Raw genomic sequence first — 16,591 nt, 5'->3', positions numbered from 1 at the left:
ATAGAAAACTGAGTTCAGCCACCCGGTGCGCTCGGGTCCAGCGAGAAGGGAAAGCGCGCTGCCCAGAATGCCGCCAGCCGCGGCTCGGCATCCACGCGGCGCACCACCGGGGTCATGCGTGGCGCCACGCGGTAGAAGCGTCGGCGGCCCGGCGTCCAGCGCGACATCACGGTCACGTACAGGTCGAGCATGCTCAGCCTGTCGCCGAGCAGGTAGGGCGCGGGCTCGTCGATCTGCGTGTCCATCAGGTGCCAGCAGTGCGCGATGCGCTCGGCCGAACGTTCGAGCATCGCGGCCTGTGCGGCGGGATCGGGCACGAGACGCTGCGGGTCGTCGCGCACCCAGAACATCGAATAGATGGCCGCCGGCAGATAGACCATCCAACGCAGGTAGCGTGTGCGCAGCGGATCGTCGGGCGCGGGGCAGAGCCCGGCCTCGGGGTAGCGGTCGCCGAGCCAGATCAGGATGGCCGCGCTCTCGGTCATCACCTCGCCCGAAGGCAGCACGAGCGCGGGCACCTGGCGCATCGGGTTGATGCCCGCCACGCGCTCGCGTTCGGACTCGCCCTCCCACGGGGACATGTCGACGGTCTCGACCTGCGCGCCGATCAGCGTCAGCGCGGCGTGGATCGGCGTGGCGCCCGAACCGGGCGCGCCGTAGAGGGTGTAGCGGTCGCTGGAGGCGGATGGAGAGGCCATCCGCGCAGGGTACTGCAGGCTCCCGCCGCTTGCCAACTACGGGGTCAGGCGGCCAGCAGCGCGTCGACCTTGTCCAGCGCCTCGAGCGTCTTGAAGCAGGCCTCGGCCACTTCCGTGCCCTTGATCGCGAAGTGGCGGTGGAAGTACTTGCGGTGCTCCACGTGCTCGTGGAAGTGGTGCGGCGTGAGCACGGCCGAGAAGATCGGCACGTCGGTTTCCAGCTGCAGCGACATCAGCGTGCTGACGACGGTGTTGGCGACGAACTCGTGGCGGTAGATGCCGCCGTCCACCACCAGCGCGCAGCCGATGATGGCCGCGTACTTGCCCGAGTTGGCCAGGCGCTTGGCGTGCAGCGGAATCTCGAAGGCGCCGGGCACATCGAAGATGTCGATGCGCTCGCGCGCCACGCCCAGCCGCGCCATCTCTTCGAGAAAGGCGTCGCGTGCCTGGTGGACGATGTCGGAATGCCATTGCGCCTCGACGAATGCGATGCGCTGGCCGCGCGGCGAACCCGACGCGGTGACGGCAGAAAGGGGAAGGTCGTTGATCTGACTCATGGTGTGCCTCTTGAAAGCAGGTTTCCTGAATCAGGGCGCACGAAACCACAGGCCCGCTCGCGCGCCGGTGTGCCCACAAAGAGCAAAGCAAGGCGCGCGGGCATGCCCGCATTTCGCGCTCTCTTTCATCCGGACTGTGACCGTCGGCTTCGGAATCGCACCGAAATCTGCTGACCCTCGAACCTGTGGCAGGTCCGAGGCGCTCGCGGGCTTGTGCAACTTTCGTTGCCATCACCGCCGGTGGGGAATTGCACCCCGCCCTGAGAACGCTTGCCGTCCGGCGAACCGGACGACGGCGCGATTCTAGAAGCACGCCGCCGGGCCGGTTGTCGCCCGCGCGCCAGACCTTCGAGCGCGCGGGGATTTGCTTCAGAAGCGGTACGTCGCGCTCGCGGTCAGGGTACGGCGCTGGCCGTAGAAGCAGTCGCCGCGCGCCAGGCAGGTGGTGATCTGCACCTTGTCGGTCAGGTTGGCCACGTTGAGCGCCAGGCGCAGCGGGCCGTTGTCCCACGCGAACATCGCGTCGAACAGCGTGACCGCTGGCACGGGGTTGTTGTCCATGCCGTCGTACGACTTGCCCATGTAGCGCACGCCGCCGCCGGCCGAGAAGCCGTGCAGGCCGCCGATCGAGAAGCGCTTGGTCACCCAGGCCGAGGCCGTGTGCTTGGGCACGCCCGAGATGCGCTTGCCCAGGTCGGAGCCGTTGCTCTTCGACACGCGCGCGTCGGTGTACGCGTACGAGGTGGTCCAGTCCCAGTCGCGCGCGATGCTGCCCTTGTACTCCAGCTCCAGGCCCTTCACGTGCACTTCGCCGAGCTGCACGCTGTTGAGCGGGTTGGTCGGGTCGGTGGTCTTGCGGTTGGTGTCGCGCAGGTCGTACACGGCCGCCAGGAACGAGGTGCGCTGGCCCGCGGGCTCCCACTTCACGCCGGCTTCCCACTGCTTGCCGCGCTGCGGCTTGAAGGGGTTGTTCGACGTGTCGACGCCGCCCAGCGGCAGGAACGATTCGGCATAGCTCAGGTACGGCGCCCAGCCGCCGTCGGCCAGGTAGACCAGGCCGGCGCGCTTGGTGGTGGCCTTGTCGTCGGCTGCCGCGGCGGGGCGGCCTTCGGTGTCGGTGGTGGCCTTGTCGTGGCGCAGGCCCAGCAGGCCGATCCAGCGGCCGTACTTGACCTGGTCCTGCACGTACAGGCCGGCCTGCTTCTGCACCACTTCGGGTGCGCGCGTGTAGCTGGTCGGCGCCGTGTAGTTGCCGTACACCGGCGCATACACGTCGAGCGCGCCCGCACGGCCGCGGCCCGAAAGCTTGGAGGTGGTGTTGCGCTGGAAGTCGGCGCCCAGCAGCAGCGTGTGCTCGACCTCGCCGGTCCTGAAGTGCGCCTCGGCCTGGTTGTCGAGCAGCAGCATCTTGCCGCCGTTGATGTCGCTGCTCAGGTCGCGCTCGATGGTGCGCTGGTCGGCGTTGAACACCGGGCGCGCCGGACGGCCCGTGAGGCGGTTGGCCGCGAAGCTGGTGTACGAGGTGTTGTACCAGACCTTGCTCTCGGTCGAGCGCAGGTTCTGGCGCACCGTCCAGGTGTCGTTGATGCGGTGGCTGAACAGGTAGCCCAGCGAGGTGCTGCGCGTGTCGAAGCGGTCGAAGCCCGGCTCGCCGGTGAAGGTCGAGGTCGGGATGCGGCCGTACAGCGAGGGCAGCAGCGTGCCCTGCCACGGGAAGAAGCCGATCATCGAGCCGCTCTTGTCCTTCTGGTAGGACGCCTGCAGCGTGAGCGAGGTGTCGGCGTTCGGGCGCCAGGTCAGCGAGGGGGCGATCGCGATGCGGTCGTCCGACACGTGGTCGACCTGCGTGCCGCTGTCGCGGTTCACGGCCACGAGGCGGTACATCCACTTGCTCTCGGGATCGAGCGAGCCGGTGAAATCGGCGGCGATCTGCTTGCGCGCGTTGTTGCCCAGCTGCAGCTGCACCTCGCGCTGCGTCTCGGCCTGCGGACGCTTCGACACGAGGTTGAGCACGCCGCCGATGCCGCCCTGGCCGTAGAGCACCGACGAAGGGCCGCGCAGCAGCTCCACGCGCTCCAGCATGAACGGGTCGGGCCGGCTGGCGTTGTAGGTGCCGTAGGTGCGCTGCAATCCGTCGAGGTACTGCGTGGCCTCTCCGCCGCGTGCCTTGAACGAATCCACGCGGCTGTCGAAGTAGCTCGACACCACGCCGGCCGTGTAGTTGGTGGTCTCGCGCAGGGTGAGCGCGCCCTGCGCTTCGATCTGGTCGCGCGTGACGACCGAGATGGCCTGCGGCGTCTCGATCAACGGCGTGTCGGTCTTGGTGGCGGTGCTGCCGCGCCTGGCGACGAAGCCCGTCACGGGGCCGGTGGCGGTCTCGCCGGCATCGCCCGAGACGGTGACGGTGGGCAAGGCCTGCCGCGTTTCGGCAGCGGCGGTTTCTTGCGCGTGGGCATGCGCGCTGGCGGCAAGCGCCACGGCGGTGACCGCGAGCGTGGCATAGCCCCGCCGCGCGAGCGGCGTTCCGGGTCGACGATTCTTGAGTGTCATGTGCAGCTTCTCCTGTGTCCTGCGTCAGGCGTGTCTAGGGCGGGGAGTGGCTGCGGCGCGGTCGGGCGTGCCATGGCTTCTCGGGTGCGATCGAAAAAAAACGGAAACGAACGAACGCGTGCCGTGGCGCATTCCGAAAGGAAAGCGCATCCGGCTGGTGTTGTGTGTCTACGGCGTCGTGGGGGCAGTGGCCGAGGGCGACGACGGGGGGCGTCGTCGCTCGGGCTGCTGCGTCTTCGTTCCTTCGAAGACGGCTGGCGGGCTCGCGGCGGGCGCGGGCGGCTGGCTGAGGCGGGCGATTATAAAAGGCGGCGTCAGCGGCCCGCGAGGAACTGCGTCATGCGGTGCAGTTCCTCGTCGAGGCCCACGCGGAAGGGCGCGCCGTGCGGCTTCTTCGCGTCGGCATAACCGAAGGCCGGCTGCAACCGCCCCTCGGGTGCACTCACGTTGGCCCAGCCGATCACGCGGTCGTGCCACAGCATCGGCAGCGCGTAGTAGCCGAACTGCCGTTTCGGCGCGGGCGTGTAGGCCTCGAACTTGTACGTCCAGCCCCACAGCAGCTCGAAGCGGCGGCGGTCCCACACCACCGGGTCGAAGGGCGCGAGCAGACGCACCGCGTCGTTGGGCGCATGGCGGCGCGAGACGGGGTTCTCGTCGGCGGGCCAGTACCAGGTGGTGCCGTCGATGCGGCAACTGGCCAGCTCCTCGCGCGCCAGCCGCAGCGCCGCTTGCGTCTGCGCAGCCAGGTGCGGCGCGCCATAGCCGAGCAGGCGCACGAGGTACGTCAGGCTCGTGGCCGGCAGCGGCGCGTACTTGCGCACCACCAGTTCGATGAGCGCCGCCGCACGCTGCGCGCGCCCGGCGGGGCTGTCGTCGGCGGGCGGATGGCTCACCGCCTCATAGACCCGCGTGCCGCTGTCGCGCCGCACCACGCGCAGCAGGCCGCGGTAGTGCATGCCGTCGAGCAGGTGCGTGGTGGCGTTGCTGGAGCCGCCCCAGTAGTTCTGGATACGGCCATGCGCAAAGTGCTGCTCGACCTGGCGCGGATGCACCGGACCGTGCTCGCGCACATAGGCCAGCACCTCGGCGGCCTTGCGCCGCGTGTCGGCGTCCCAGGCTTTCTTGGCCTCGCGCGGATGCATCAGCGCCAGGTGTTCGCGCGGCAGGAAGCCGTAGTTGACGAGGCAGTCTTCCTCGATCGCGAGCCGCGCGTAGCGGCTTTCGAGATCGCCCGCGCGGTAGTCTTTCACACGGTGGCGCAGCGTGAGGTCTTGCGCCCGCGCGGGCGCGCGGATCGGGTCGGCCTGCACGAAGCCGAGCTTGCGGATGGCGGCGGGAAGCGTCGTGGGCGTGAAGAGGGTGCGCGCGACGGCGTAGCGGCGCAGGTCGTCGAGGGTGGGGGCAGCCATGGAGCGAATTGCAGCACAAGCGGCTGCCTTTCGCTTCGGCCGGATCGATCAGACCGCGCTGCGGTGTCGCTCGATGCAGACGTCGAGCGTCTCGGCGCCGGGGCGCTGCCACCAGTCGAGGTTCGAGAAGATCTCGACCTCGCTGAACCCCGCGAAGCCCGCGTCCTCGACCCATCCGCGGATCTTCTTCAGCTCGACCACGCCGTCACCCATCATCCCGCGATCGGAGAGCAGGTCGCGCGTCGGCGTGAGCCAGTCGCAGACGTGGTACGCCAGCAGCCGTTCGCGGCCGGCGCGGGCGATCTGCTGCTGCAGCTTTGGGGCCCACCACACGTGATAGATGTCGAGTGCCACGCCGAGCATGCCGGTCTTGCCCGCATCGAGTTCGTCGCACAGGTCGAGCGCGTGCTCGAGTGTGTTGATGCAGGCGCGGTCGGCCGCCTGCATCGGGTGCAGGGGCTCGATGGCCAGCGGCATGCCGACCTCGCGCGCGTAGTCGAGCGAGGCGGCGATGCCGTCGCGCACCTCGCTGCGCGCGCGGCCGATGTCCTTGTACGCCGCCTTGCCGTCGAGCGCGCCGGGCAGGGCGCCGACGACCAGCACGAGGCAGGGCGCGTCGAGCGTCTTGGCCTCGTCGATGGCGCGGCGGTTGTCGTCGAGCGCGGCCTTCAGGCCGGCCGCATCGGGCGCGGGAAAGAAGCCGCCGCGGCAGTAGCCCGAGAGGCCGATGCCGTGCGCCTTCAGCTGCCTGGCCACCTTGTCGAGCCCGACGGCCGCGACCTGATCGCGCCACGGGCTGATGGCGCGAATGCCGCGTTCGGCGCACTGGTCGATGAGGCGGTCCAGCGGCACCTCGGCGCCCGACTGCTTGCGGATGGTCGCCGTGTTGATCGACAGCCAGTCGTGGTTCTGCGAAAAGTCGCGCATGGTCGCCATCAGCCTTCCACGCCGTGCAGCGCCAGCAGCGTCTTCATGCGCCGCACCGCGAGTTCGGGCTGCTCCAGCAGGTTGGCTGCATCCGCGAGACGGAAGAGTTCAGCGAAGTGCTGCAGCGAGCGCGTGCTCTGCTGGCCACCCACCATCGTGAAGTGCTTCTGGTGGCCGTTCAGCCAGGCCATGAACACCACGCCCGTCTTGTAGAAGCGCGTGGGCGCCGCAAAGATGTGGCGCGACAGCGGCACCGTGGGGCCGAGGATCGCGTGGAACTTCTCGGTGTTGCCTTGCGCCAGTGCGCCCAGCGCGGCACTCGCGGCGGGCGCGATGGCGTCGAAGATGCCCAGCAGCGCATCGCTCTTGCCGTGCGTCGGCTCGCTGCCGAAGCCGTCGCCGGCGATCAGTTCGGCGTAGTTGAAGTCGTCGCCCGTGTACATGCGCACGCCCTTCGGCAGGCGGCGGCGCATCGCGATTTCCTTGTCCTTGTCGAGCAGGGAAATCTTGATGCCATCGACCTTCTCTGGATGCGCCGCGATGATGCCCAGCGCCGTGTCCATGGCCGCATCGACATCCTTCGTGCCCCAGTAGCCCGCCAGCGCCGGGTCGAACATGTCGCCCAGCCAATGCAGCACCACGGGTTGCTTCGCCTGGCTCAGGATGCGGTCGTACACGCGCTCGTAGTCCGCGGGGCTCCTGGCCACGCGGGCCAGCGCGCGGCTCGCCATCACGATCAGCTTGCCGCCGAGCGCCTCGATGGCGGCCATCTGCTCCTCGTAGCCGCGGATCACGTCGTCGATGCTCTTCACGTCGTCGATGTTCAGGTGGTCGGTGCCGCAGCCCGAGGCGACGAGCGCGCCGGGCACGTCCTTCGCGGCATCGAGCGAGCGGCGGATCAGCTCGAGCGAGGTGGGCCAGTCGAGGCCCATGCCGCGCTGCGCGGTGTCCATCGCCTCGGCCACGCCCAGGCCCAGCGAGAACAGGTGGCGGCGGTAGGCGATGGTGGTGTCCCAGTCGACCGCGCATTGCAGCCACGGGTCGATGGCGGCCAGCGGGTCGGCCACGACGTGCGCGGCCGAGTAGGCGATGCGGTTGAAATTGACGCCCGCATCGGGCTTCACCGGCGCGGTGCCGCGCAGGGCGTAGGACGCGAGCGCGCCGCTCGCGGTGGGGAGGGTCAGCGACAGTGCCATGGCTTTGTCTTCTTCTTCCTCAGACCTTCAGCGTGGGCACGTCGATCCAGCGGCGCTCCTGCCACGAGGCGAGCGCGGCCTCGACCAGCTGCACGCCCTTGGCGCCTTCGGGCAGCGTCCACTTGTAGGGCGCGTCTTCCACCACGTGGCGGATGAAGTGTTCCCACTGGATCTTGAAACCGTTGTCGTAGACCTGCGAATCCGGAATTTCCTGCCACTGGTCGAAGAAGTTCATGGTCTGCTTCTCGTCGGGGTTCCACACCGGGCGCGGCGTGGCCACGCGCGACTGGGCGCGGCAGCTCGACAGGCCCGCCACGGCCGAGCCGTCGGTGCCGTCGACGTGGAAGGTCACGAGGTCGTCGCGGCGCACGCGCGTGGCCCAGCTCATGTTGAGTTGCGCGATCACCGGCTCGCCGTTGTGGCCTGTGAGTTCGCAGGTGGCGTAGGCCGCGTCGTCGGCGGTGGCCTCGTAGGGCTTGCCGGCTTCGTCCCAGCGCGTGGGGATGTGGGTGGCACCGATGCACGACACCGACTTCACCTCGCCGAACAGGTTGTCCAGCACGTAGCGCCAGTGGCACATCATGTCCAGGATCATGCCGCCGCCGTCTTCCTTGCGGTAGTTCCAGCTCGGGCGCTGGATGGGCTGCAGGTCGCCCTCGAACACCCAGTAGCCGAACTCCAGGCGCACGCTGAGCATGCGCCCGAAGAAGCCCGCGCGGCGCAGCATGTCGAGCTTGCGCAGGCCGGGCAGGAAGAGCTTGTCCTGCACCGCGCCGTGCTTCAGGCCCGTGGCCTTGCCGGCTTCGTCGGCCAGGCGGGCGATCTCGACGGCTTCGTTGAGGTTGGTGGCGATCGGCTTCTCGCAGTACACGTGCTTGCCGGCGCGGATGGCCTTGGCCAGCAGCGTGGGGCGCATCTGCGTGGTGCCGGCGTCGAAGAAGACGGTGTCGTCCTTGTTCGCGAGCGCCTGGTCGAGGTCGGTGCCCCAGCGTGCGATGTTGTGGGCCTTGGCGAGCGCTTCCATCTTCTCGGCGTTGCGGCCGATGAGGATCGGGTCGGGCATGACCTTGTCGCCGTTCGACAGCGTCACGCCGCCCTGGGCGCGGATGGCGCAGATGGAGCGGATCAGGTGCTGGTTCATGCCCATGCGTCCGGTGACGCCGTGCATGATGATTCCGAGACGTTGGGTGGCCATCGTTTTCTTCCTTGGGATGCGAGAGGAGTGCTTCAGTAGACGGAACGCATGGCGTCCCACGAGATGCCGGCGCCGGGTTTGCCGGTGGCAAAGCCGGGCGCGGTGGCGAGCGAGGACAGATCGAGCTGTCCGTCGCGCAGGGCGAGGCGCGTGGCGCCATCGCTGGTTTCGTAGAGGCCGGGGTGCAACTGCGACAGCGCCTGCTGCTCGGCCTGGGGCACGGCGGCGAGGCCGTTGACGTAGTGGTGGCCGTTGCGTTCCACGTGCGACAGGCCGAGCCAGCCGACGAGCGCCAGGTCCTGCTGCACGCCGACGCCGGCCTGCATGGTCAGGTCTTCGCCGGAGAGGAAATGGCGCGGCTTGTCTTGTGCCGCATTCCAGTGCGCGCAGCGCGCGGCGTTGACCACCGACTTGTAGAAGCCCTTGCAGCTCTTGCTCGACACGCCGGTGTAGCCGAGCGTGCGGGCCTGCACGAAGGCGTCGAGCGTGCCGTCGGATTCGTCGACGAGCAGCGGAATGCGCTTGCCCAGTGCGGATACATCGCGCTGCAAGGCGGCATCGCGGCGGATCGGCTGTTCGACGAAGACGGTCTTCTGCGCGAGGCTCCACAGCACGGGCGTGGAAAGCATGCGGTCGAGAAAGACGGCGAAGTCGTCGGCATCGGCGTACTGCTCGTTGCCGTCGAGCGTGACGAGCTGCGCGTGGCCGTCGATCACGCGGGCGATGCGCTGGAGGCGGTCGATGTCCTGCGCGGTGTGGCCGCAGAGCTTGAGTTTGAAGTGCGTGAGGCCGTAGCGCTGCACGGCGGCCGCGAGCGTGGTGGGCAGGCCGTCGGCGGGGGCGTCGGGCCGCGCATCGCCGTCGTCGATGGCATCGGCCAGGCCGACGGTGTGGCGCGCGGCGATGCTGGCGCGCGGCGACCGGCTGGCCAGGAAGGCCGGCATGTCGAAGCCCGCGAGATCGTCGGCAAGGCCGCTGCCCGCGATGTCGATGCCGCACAGGTTGCCGCTCATGGCGCTGGCGAAGCTGGTGCCGGCGTGCAGGCACAGCGCGTCCATCACGGCGCGGTCGATCAACGCGGGGCCGTAGCTGGCCACCAGCGCCTGCAGGCCCTTGGCCTTCGCGCGGGCCTGCAGCGCGGCGTAGTTCGAGGCGAAGTGCGTCCAGGCGGTCTGCGCATCGTCTTCGCCGAGGTAGGCGTCGCGCGCATCGCGCAGCGCAAAGCGCAGCTGCTCGAAGTTCTGCTCGTTGTTCAGCGCGGGGTTCTTGTCGAACCACTTGGGAATCATCATCTCGGCCGCGCAGCCTTCGGTGGTGCGTCCGTCGGCGAAGCGGAGGCGTGCCCGCACGTACACCTGCGGGCAGGCCGTGACCGTGGCGGCTCCGAAGCGGAACGGCAGGCGCAGGGCCACGTCGCGCTCGGCGAAGCGGATCTCCTCGATGTGGAAACGGGGCGCGTCGGTCATGGCCGCCTCAGTGGTCCAGGATGCCCTGCGAGAAGAAATGCGCGCGCACCTGCTTGGTGTAGGCGCCGAACTCGGCCGAGGCCATGATGTCCAGCGTGCGCGGGCGCGGCAGTTCGATGTCGTACACGGCGGCGATCGAGCCGGGGCGCTCGCTCATCACGATCACGCGGTCCGACAGGAAGATGGCTTCGGGGATGCTGTGGGTGATCAGCATCACGGTCTTCTTCGACGCCATCCAGATGCGCTGCAGCTCCAGGTTCATCTTCTCGCGCGTCATTGCGTCGAGCGCGCCGAAGGGCTCGTCCATCAACAGCACCGACGGGTCGTGCAGCAGCGCACGGCAGATCGAGGCGCGTTGCTGCATGCCACCCGACAGCTGCCACGGGTACTTGCCTTCGAAGCCCTTGAGGCCCGCCATGTCCATGAGCTCGCGCGCCCGGGCCTGCGAAGCGGCCTTGGGCAGGTGGCGCATTTCGGCCTGCAGCAGGATGTTGTTTTCCACGCTGCGCCAGGGCAGCAGCACGGCGCCCTGGAACACGATGCCCACGTCCTTCTGCGGCCCCTTGATGGGCTTGCCGGCCAGCGTGAGCTCGCCGCCGCTGATCGGCAGCAGGCCCGCGACCATCTTGAGCAGCGTGCTCTTGCCGCAGCCCGAGGGGCCGACGACGGAGACGAACTCGCCTTCCCGGATGGCGAAGTCGAGCGGCTTGAGCGATTCGACCGGGCCGTCCTTGCTCTGGTAGGTCTTCGAGACGCCGCGCGCTTCGATCAGGTTGACTTGGGACATGGGATGCGTGAGAGGTGGCAACAGCGAGCGCGCAGGGCAGGGAATCAGTTCGGCAGGAAGTCGAGGGTCACGTAGTCTTCCGGCTTGCCGCGCGTGGACGCATCCATGCCGCCGTACTGCACCAGCAGGTCCAGCGAGTCGTTGACGTTCTTCATCGCCACGCGGAACGGCCGCTGGTTGGCCGTGTCCTTCGTGTGGTACAGCGCCACGCTCTGCTTCATGCCGACGATGAGCGTGTCGCGCACGCCGGCCTTCGGGTTGGCCTTGAGCATCGCGTCCACGGCCGCCTCGGGGCTCTTCTCGGCGGCTTCGGCGGCCTTGGTCGAGGCGCGCATGAAGCGCTTCACGAGGTCGGGGTTCTCGGTCAGCAGGTTCTTGTTGGTGATGATCCCGGAGCTGATCTGGTTCACGCCCGAGTCGGCAAAGCGGATCGGCGTCACGGGCTTGCCGGTGGCGTCCTGCAGCTTGATGGCCTGGTCCATCACGTAGCCCAGCAGCAGGTCGGCCTGGCCGTTGGTCACCGCATTGAGCTTGGTCTGCGCGTCGCCCGAGACGATCTTCACCTGCTCGGGCTTGATGTTGTTGACCTTGAGGAACAGTGGCCACATCTGCGACATCGAATCGCCCGGCGTCACGGCCACGGTCTTGCCGACGATGTCCTTGGGCGTCTTGATGTTCTTCTCGGTGAAGCCCATGACCGACATCGGGCTCACCTGGAACAGCACGCCGGTCGACTTCAGCGGCGCGCCCTTGGCAGCCGCCTTGATCATCGTGGTGACGTCGATGTAGCCGAAGGTCGCCGACTTGGCGGCCACCGCCTGCGCGGTGACGGCGGAGCCTCGGCCTTCCTGGATGTCCAGGTCGATGCCTTCCTCGGCGTAGAAGCCCTTGTCCTTGCCGAGGAAGAAGGTCGCGTGCTCGCTGTACAGGTACCAGTTGAGCATCAGCGTGACCTTGTCCTTCGGCTTGTCGCCCTGCGCGTGGGCGGGGGCGATGGCGAAGGTGGCGAGCGCGGCTGCGGCAAGCAGCGAGGGAAGCAGTTTCTTCATGGCGTTGTCTCCGGGAGTTTTCTGGGTATGGCGAAGGAACTCAGTGCGCGTGGCGCTGGGAGGCGTGCCACGGAATCATCACGCGCTCGACGAGGTCGACGGCGACGAAAAGGATCACGCCGATGCTCGACAGCACCACGAGCGCAGCGAACATCAAGGGCAGGTCGAAGTTGCCGTTGGCCACCTGCAGCACGTAGCCGATGCCCGAGTTGGAGCCGACGAACTCGCCGACCACCGCGCCCACCACGGCCAGCGTGACCGACACCTTCAGGCCGCTGAAGATCGCGGGCAGGGCCTGCGGCAGGCTGATCTTGAAGAAGGTCTGCAGGCGGCTCGCGCCCATCGAGCGGGCCAGGTCGAGCATGTCGGGCTCGACCGACTTGAAGCCCATCACCGTGGACACCACCACCGGGAAGAAGCCCAGCAGGAAGGCGCTGATCACCTTCGGAAAGATGCCGAAGCCGAACCACACCACGAACAGCGGCGCGATCGCCACCTTGGGAATGCTCTGCGAGAACACCAGCAGCGGGTACACGTACGACTCGACCAGCCGCGAGTAGGCGATGACCATCGCGATCGGAATGCCGATGAGGATCGTGAGGCCGAAGCCGCCCAGCGTGGCGAGCGTGGTCTTCCAGCTTTCGGCCAGCAGGCGCGGCCATTCGGCCACGAGCTGCTTCACCACCTCCCACGGCGGGGGAACGAGGTAGGCCGGAATCTTGAAGAGGCGGATCACCAGGTCCCACAGCACCAGCAGCAACAGGATCAGGAAGAACGGGCGCAGGGCCGGGGAGAGCAGGAGCTTGCGGAACATGGCGGCGACGACGACGGGAGCCTCTGGGTTCGGACTACGGCTGGACCGACAGGCCCGCGGCCTTCACGAGCTGCGCGTTGCTCGCGATCTCGTCCTTGATGTAGGCGTCGAACTGCTCGGGCTTGAGCGTCCAGGCGTCGGCGCCCAGCTTGAGGAAGCGCTCCTTCACCTCGGGCGTGGCCAGGGCCTTGACCACCTCGTCGTGCAGGCGGTTGACGACGTCGCGCGGCGTCTTGGCGGGCGCCATCATGCCGATCCAGAAGTTGAACTCGGAGCCGGGCACGCCGGCCTCGGTGGTGGTGGGCACGTCGGGCAGGGCGGCGGCGCGCTTGGGCGAACCCACGGCCAGTGCGAGCAGCTGGCCGTCCTTGATCTGGCCGATGACGGGCGCGATGGGCGAGAAGTAGTAGTCGACGCGGCCCGAGAGCACTTCGGTGACGGCCTCGCCCGATCCCTTGAAGGGGATGTTGGTCGCGTCGATCTTCGCGGCCATCTTGAACTTCTCGGCGTTCAGATGCGTGGCGCTGCCCTGGCCGGCCGAGGCGAAGTTCATGCTGCCGGGCTTGGCGCGCGCGGCGGCCAGCAGCTGCGGCAGGGTCTTGATGTTCTTGCTCGGCGAGATGACGAGCGCGTTGGGCAGCGACGAGATCGGCGTGACGCCCGCGAAGTCGTGCAGCGTGTCGAAGGGCAGCTTGGCGAAGGTGGAGGGGCTGACCGTGTGCGACGACGAATGGATCATCACCGTGTAGCCGTCGGGCGCGGCCGTGGCCACCGCCTGCTGGCCGATGGTGCCGCTGGCGCCGCCGCGGTTGTCGATGACCAGCGTCTGGCCCATGCTGAGGCTCATCTTGTCGGCGATGGCGCGGGCAATGATGTCCGTCGTGCTGCCGGCGGCGAACGGAACGATCACGCGGATCGGCTTGGTGGGGTAGCCGTTCTGCGCCGCAGACAGACCCGGCAGCAGGGCGGCGATGCAGGTCAGCGAGGCAAGGACGGTGGTGCGTGCAGTGCTGGCAAAGGGCTTCAAGGGGTGTCTCCGCGCGGTCGGGCCGCATGCTTGGATCGATCAATTCACCAATGAGTGAATTGCCGATTCTAGAAACGGCTGCGCCGCAGCGTCAACGGCGGCCGCCTAGTGAATACCCGGAGAGCGAGGAAGAGGGGGCGCGGCCCGCTGCGGGACGCGCGCCGATCGGTCAGGTCAGTGCAGGACGTAGCCCAGCACGAGGTCGGTCATGTGCGAGAGGCGTTGCGCCATCGCCTTGGGGGCACGCAGGTCACGCCCGAAGATGGCCGACAGCGTGTGGTTGTTCGAGAGGTAGAAGTAGCACAGCGAGGCGATCGAGATGTACAGCTGCACCGGGTCGACGCCGGCGCGAAAGAGGTTGTCCTTCTTGCCGCGCTCGAGCACGGTGTCGAGCAGCTGCACCAGCGGCGAGTTCATCTCCTGGATGCGGTCGGAGCGCTTCAGGTGCGCGGCGCCGTGCAGGTTCTCGCTGTTGAGCAGCGTGATGAACTCGGGATGCTCCAGGTAGTAGTGCCAGGTGAACGACACCAGCTGGCGGATCGCCTCGACGGGCTCGATCTCGTCCAGGTGCAGGCGCTGCTCGGCGGCGCGGATGTCGGCGTACACGCGTTCCAGCACGGCCAGGAACAGGTCGTCCTTGCTGCCGAAGTAGTAGTAGATGAGGCGCTTGTTCAGGCCCGCGCGCTCGGCGATGCTGTCCATGCGCGCACCGGCCAGGCCGCGCGCGGCGAACTCGTCGCGCGCCGACGCGAGGATGGCCAGCTGCGAGCGGTCGGCGTCGCGCGAGCGTGGCTCGAGCGTTTCGGGCAAAGAGTCCTTGGGGGCCTTCATGACGCGAATTTAACCAATTGGGGAATTAAGACAAGGCGTGGAAGGCAGGCACACATAATCGCCGGAGACATTTGCAACTGAGGTTCGAACTTTCCATGAGTACATCACAACCCGCGGGCCACCTGATCGTCGAGTGCCTGGTCGAACAAGGCATGCAACTCGCCTTCGGCGTGCCGGGCGAGAGCTTCCTGGCGGTGCTCGACGGCTTCCATGCCTACCGCGACCGCGCGCGTTTCGTGGTGAACCGGCAGGAGGGCGGCGCGGCCTTCATGGCCGAGGCGCACGGCAAGCTCACCGGGCGCCCGGGCGTGTGCTTCGTGACGCGCGGGCCGGGTGCGACCAATGCCTCGATCGGCGTGCACAACGCATTCCAGGATTCGACGCCGATGGTGCTGTTCGTGGGCGACGTCGGCAGCGACTTCCGTGACCGCGAAGCCTTCCAGGAAGTGGACTACGCCAGCTTCTTCGGGCCGAGCACCAAGGGTTTCGCCAAGCGCGTGGAGCGCATCGACGACGCCGACCGCATTCCCGAGTACATCGCGCGCGCCTTCGCCACCGCGATGAACGGCCGGCCGGGCCCGGTCGTGCTGGTGCTGCCCGAGGACATGCTGCGCACCGAGACGGCGGCACGGCCGCTGGCGCGCGTGGAAGCGGTCCAGCCGTGGAGCGACCCGGGCGCGCTGCGCACGCTGCGCGAGCTGCTGCTGAAGTCGCAGCGCCCGCTGCTGATCGCCGGCGGCGGCGGCTGGACGCCGCAGGCCGCGCAGGCGCTGCAGCGCTTCGCCGAGAACTGGCGCCTGCCGGTGGCGAACGCCTTCCGCTTCCAGGACACCTTCGACAACCACCACCCGCAGTACGCGGGCGACGTCGGCATCGCCATCAACCCGAAGCTCGCGCAGCACGTGAAGGACGCCGACCTGGTGCTGGCCATCGGCCCGCGCCTGGGCGAGATGACGACCGGCGGCTACACGCTGCTCGAAGCACCGAAGGCCAAGCAGACGCTGGTGCACATCCATGCGAGCGCCGAGGAACTGAACCGCGTCTACCAGGCCGACCTGGCGATCAATGCCGGCATGAGCGCCGCGGCGCGCAGCCTCGAGGTGCTGAGCGCGCCGCCGTCGCTGCCGTGGGAAGCCTGGACGCAACAGCTGCACGCGGACTACGAAGCCTGGCTGCAGCCGCAGGCGCTCGCCGGCATGCCGGCCGAGACGCCACGCGGCGCGGTCGACATGGCCGCCGTGGTGGCGCTGCTGCAGAAGCACCTGCCCGCGGATGCGGCCATCACCAACGGCGCCGGCAACTTCGCGAGCTGGGTGCACCGCTACTTCCGCTACCACGGGCTCGCCAAGGGCGCCAAGACGCAGCTGGCGCCCACCAGCGGTGCGATGGGCTACGGCGTGCCGGCGGGCATTGCCGCGAGCATCGCCACCGGGCGCGTGGCCTTCACCATCGCGGGCGACGGCGACTTCTTGATGAACGGGCAGGAGCTGGCCACGGCCTCGCAGCACGGCGGCAAGAGCATCGTCGTGCTGCTCAACAACGGCATGTTCGGCACGATCCGCATGCACCAGGAGCGCGAGTACCCCGAGCGCACCAGCGGCACCGCGCTGCGCAACCCCGACTTCTGCGGGCTGGCGCGTGCGTATGGCTACGCGGCCGAGCGCGTCACCGAGACGGCGCAGTTCGAGGCGGCGCTGCTGCGCGCGCTGGCGGCCGACACGGGCACGCTGATCGAGATCCCGCTCGACCCCGAAGTGATCACCACGCGCGGCACGCTGGCGTCGATCACGCGCGCGGCGAAGCAGCAGGCGCAGGGCTGAGCGTCACGCGATGGCGGGCCACCTCGTCGCGCAGCGCGGGCGAGCGCAGTTCGAAGACGTCGAACAGGCCGAGCGCGTCGAGCGTGGGAATCAGCGCCGCGAGGTCGTCGCGGGCGACGCGGCGTTCGTCGGCCGTGGCGTTGGCGTCTTCGAGCACGCGCGCATTGGCGAGGAAAGCGCCGACCGAGCCCTTGCGCACGGTGTGGCCGTCGATGACGGTGAAGTCCTGTCCGTCGGGAATGAGGTCTTGCGCTTTCATGGCGGT

General features: G+C 68.4%; 15 protein-coding genes and 1 riboswitch. Of the genes, 1 reads left to right on the top strand and 14 read right to left on the bottom strand.

The genetic code is table 11. From position 1 onward, the window contains the following. Positions 1-14 precede the first annotated feature (14 nt). From AC3WQM_RS31145 to AC3WQM_RS31085, 13 genes are all read right to left on the bottom strand, one after another. A complete protein-coding gene (locus AC3WQM_RS31145; protein ID WP_492683745.1) occupies positions 15-698 on the bottom strand; it encodes a glutathione S-transferase family protein in 684 nt (227 codons plus the stop codon). 44 nt (positions 699-742) lie between these two features. Continuing rightward, on the bottom strand, positions 743-1,255 hold the full coding sequence (locus tag AC3WQM_RS31140; protein ID WP_489058692.1) for a 6,7-dimethyl-8-ribityllumazine synthase: 513 nt from the start codon (positions 1,253-1,255) through the stop codon (positions 743-745). Positions 1,256-1,368: 113 nt separating this feature from the next. After that, positions 1,369-1,527: riboswitch (FMN riboswitch) on the bottom strand. Positions 1,528-1,624: 97 nt separating this feature from the next. Next, positions 1,625-3,805, bottom strand: coding sequence for a TonB-dependent siderophore receptor (locus AC3WQM_RS31135; protein WP_492683744.1), 2,181 nt, complete (start codon positions 3,803-3,805; stop codon positions 1,625-1,627). A 314-nt stretch (positions 3,806-4,119) separates the two neighbouring features. Beyond that, positions 4,120-5,214, bottom strand: a complete 1,095-nt coding sequence (locus AC3WQM_RS31130) for a DNA glycosylase AlkZ-like family protein (RefSeq protein ID WP_492683743.1) — start codon at positions 5,212-5,214, stop codon at positions 4,120-4,122. A gap of 48 nt (positions 5,215-5,262) precedes the next feature. Further along, entirely contained in the window at positions 5,263-6,141 is an 879-nt protein-coding gene (locus AC3WQM_RS31125) for a sugar phosphate isomerase/epimerase family protein (RefSeq protein WP_492683742.1), read from the bottom strand. 8 nt (positions 6,142-6,149) lie between these two features. Next, the gene (locus AC3WQM_RS31120; protein WP_492683741.1) at positions 6,150-7,337 is read right to left on the bottom strand and encodes a dihydrodipicolinate synthase family protein; all 1,188 of its coding nucleotides are present in this window, start codon (positions 7,335-7,337) and stop codon (positions 6,150-6,152) included. 19 nt (positions 7,338-7,356) lie between these two features. Then, the gene (locus tag AC3WQM_RS31115; RefSeq protein WP_489058688.1) at positions 7,357-8,532 is read right to left on the bottom strand and encodes a Gfo/Idh/MocA family protein; all 1,176 of its coding nucleotides are present in this window, start codon (positions 8,530-8,532) and stop codon (positions 7,357-7,359) included. A gap of 32 nt (positions 8,533-8,564) precedes the next feature. Continuing rightward, the gene (locus tag AC3WQM_RS31110) at positions 8,565-9,998 is read right to left on the bottom strand and encodes an enolase C-terminal domain-like protein (protein WP_492683740.1); all 1,434 of its coding nucleotides are present in this window, start codon (positions 9,996-9,998) and stop codon (positions 8,565-8,567) included. A gap of 7 nt (positions 9,999-10,005) precedes the next feature. Further along, on the bottom strand, positions 10,006-10,785 hold the full coding sequence (locus AC3WQM_RS31105; protein WP_492683739.1) for an ABC transporter ATP-binding protein: 780 nt from the start codon (positions 10,783-10,785) through the stop codon (positions 10,006-10,008). Positions 10,786-10,829: 44 nt separating this feature from the next. Then, positions 10,830-11,834, bottom strand: coding sequence for an ABC transporter substrate-binding protein (locus tag AC3WQM_RS31100; RefSeq protein WP_492683738.1), 1,005 nt, complete (start codon positions 11,832-11,834; stop codon positions 10,830-10,832). 40 nt (positions 11,835-11,874) lie between these two features. After that, positions 11,875-12,648, bottom strand: coding sequence for an ABC transporter permease (locus AC3WQM_RS31095; RefSeq protein WP_492683737.1), 774 nt, complete (start codon positions 12,646-12,648; stop codon positions 11,875-11,877). Between the two features lie 34 nt (positions 12,649-12,682). Next, entirely contained in the window at positions 12,683-13,675 is a 993-nt protein-coding gene (locus AC3WQM_RS31090) for a tripartite tricarboxylate transporter substrate binding protein (protein ID WP_492683736.1), read from the bottom strand. A 174-nt stretch (positions 13,676-13,849) separates the two neighbouring features. Next, complete coding sequence (locus tag AC3WQM_RS31085) at positions 13,850-14,506, bottom strand: TetR/AcrR family transcriptional regulator (RefSeq protein WP_095946946.1); 657 nt, start codon at positions 14,504-14,506, stop codon at positions 13,850-13,852. A 95-nt stretch (positions 14,507-14,601) separates the two neighbouring features. Here AC3WQM_RS31085 and AC3WQM_RS31080 point away from each other — a divergent pair, with 95 nt between their 5' ends. Further along, positions 14,602-16,326 (top strand): thiamine pyrophosphate-binding protein, encoded by a 1,725-nt coding sequence (locus tag AC3WQM_RS31080; RefSeq protein ID WP_492683735.1) that lies wholly within the window; start codon positions 14,602-14,604, stop codon positions 16,324-16,326. Here AC3WQM_RS31080 and AC3WQM_RS31075 read toward each other — a convergent pair. Further along, positions 16,292-16,585, bottom strand: coding sequence for a hypothetical protein (locus AC3WQM_RS31075; protein ID WP_492683734.1), 294 nt, complete (start codon positions 16,583-16,585; stop codon positions 16,292-16,294). The two genes, AC3WQM_RS31080 and AC3WQM_RS31075, sit on opposite strands and share 35 nt — an antisense overlap. Positions 16,586-16,591 lie beyond the last annotated feature (6 nt).

The organism is Variovorax sp. FW301-JW7, from assembly GCF_058788795.1.
The sequence above is the reverse complement of the archived record's forward strand: the minus strand, read 5'-3'. Positions and strand labels throughout refer to the sequence as shown.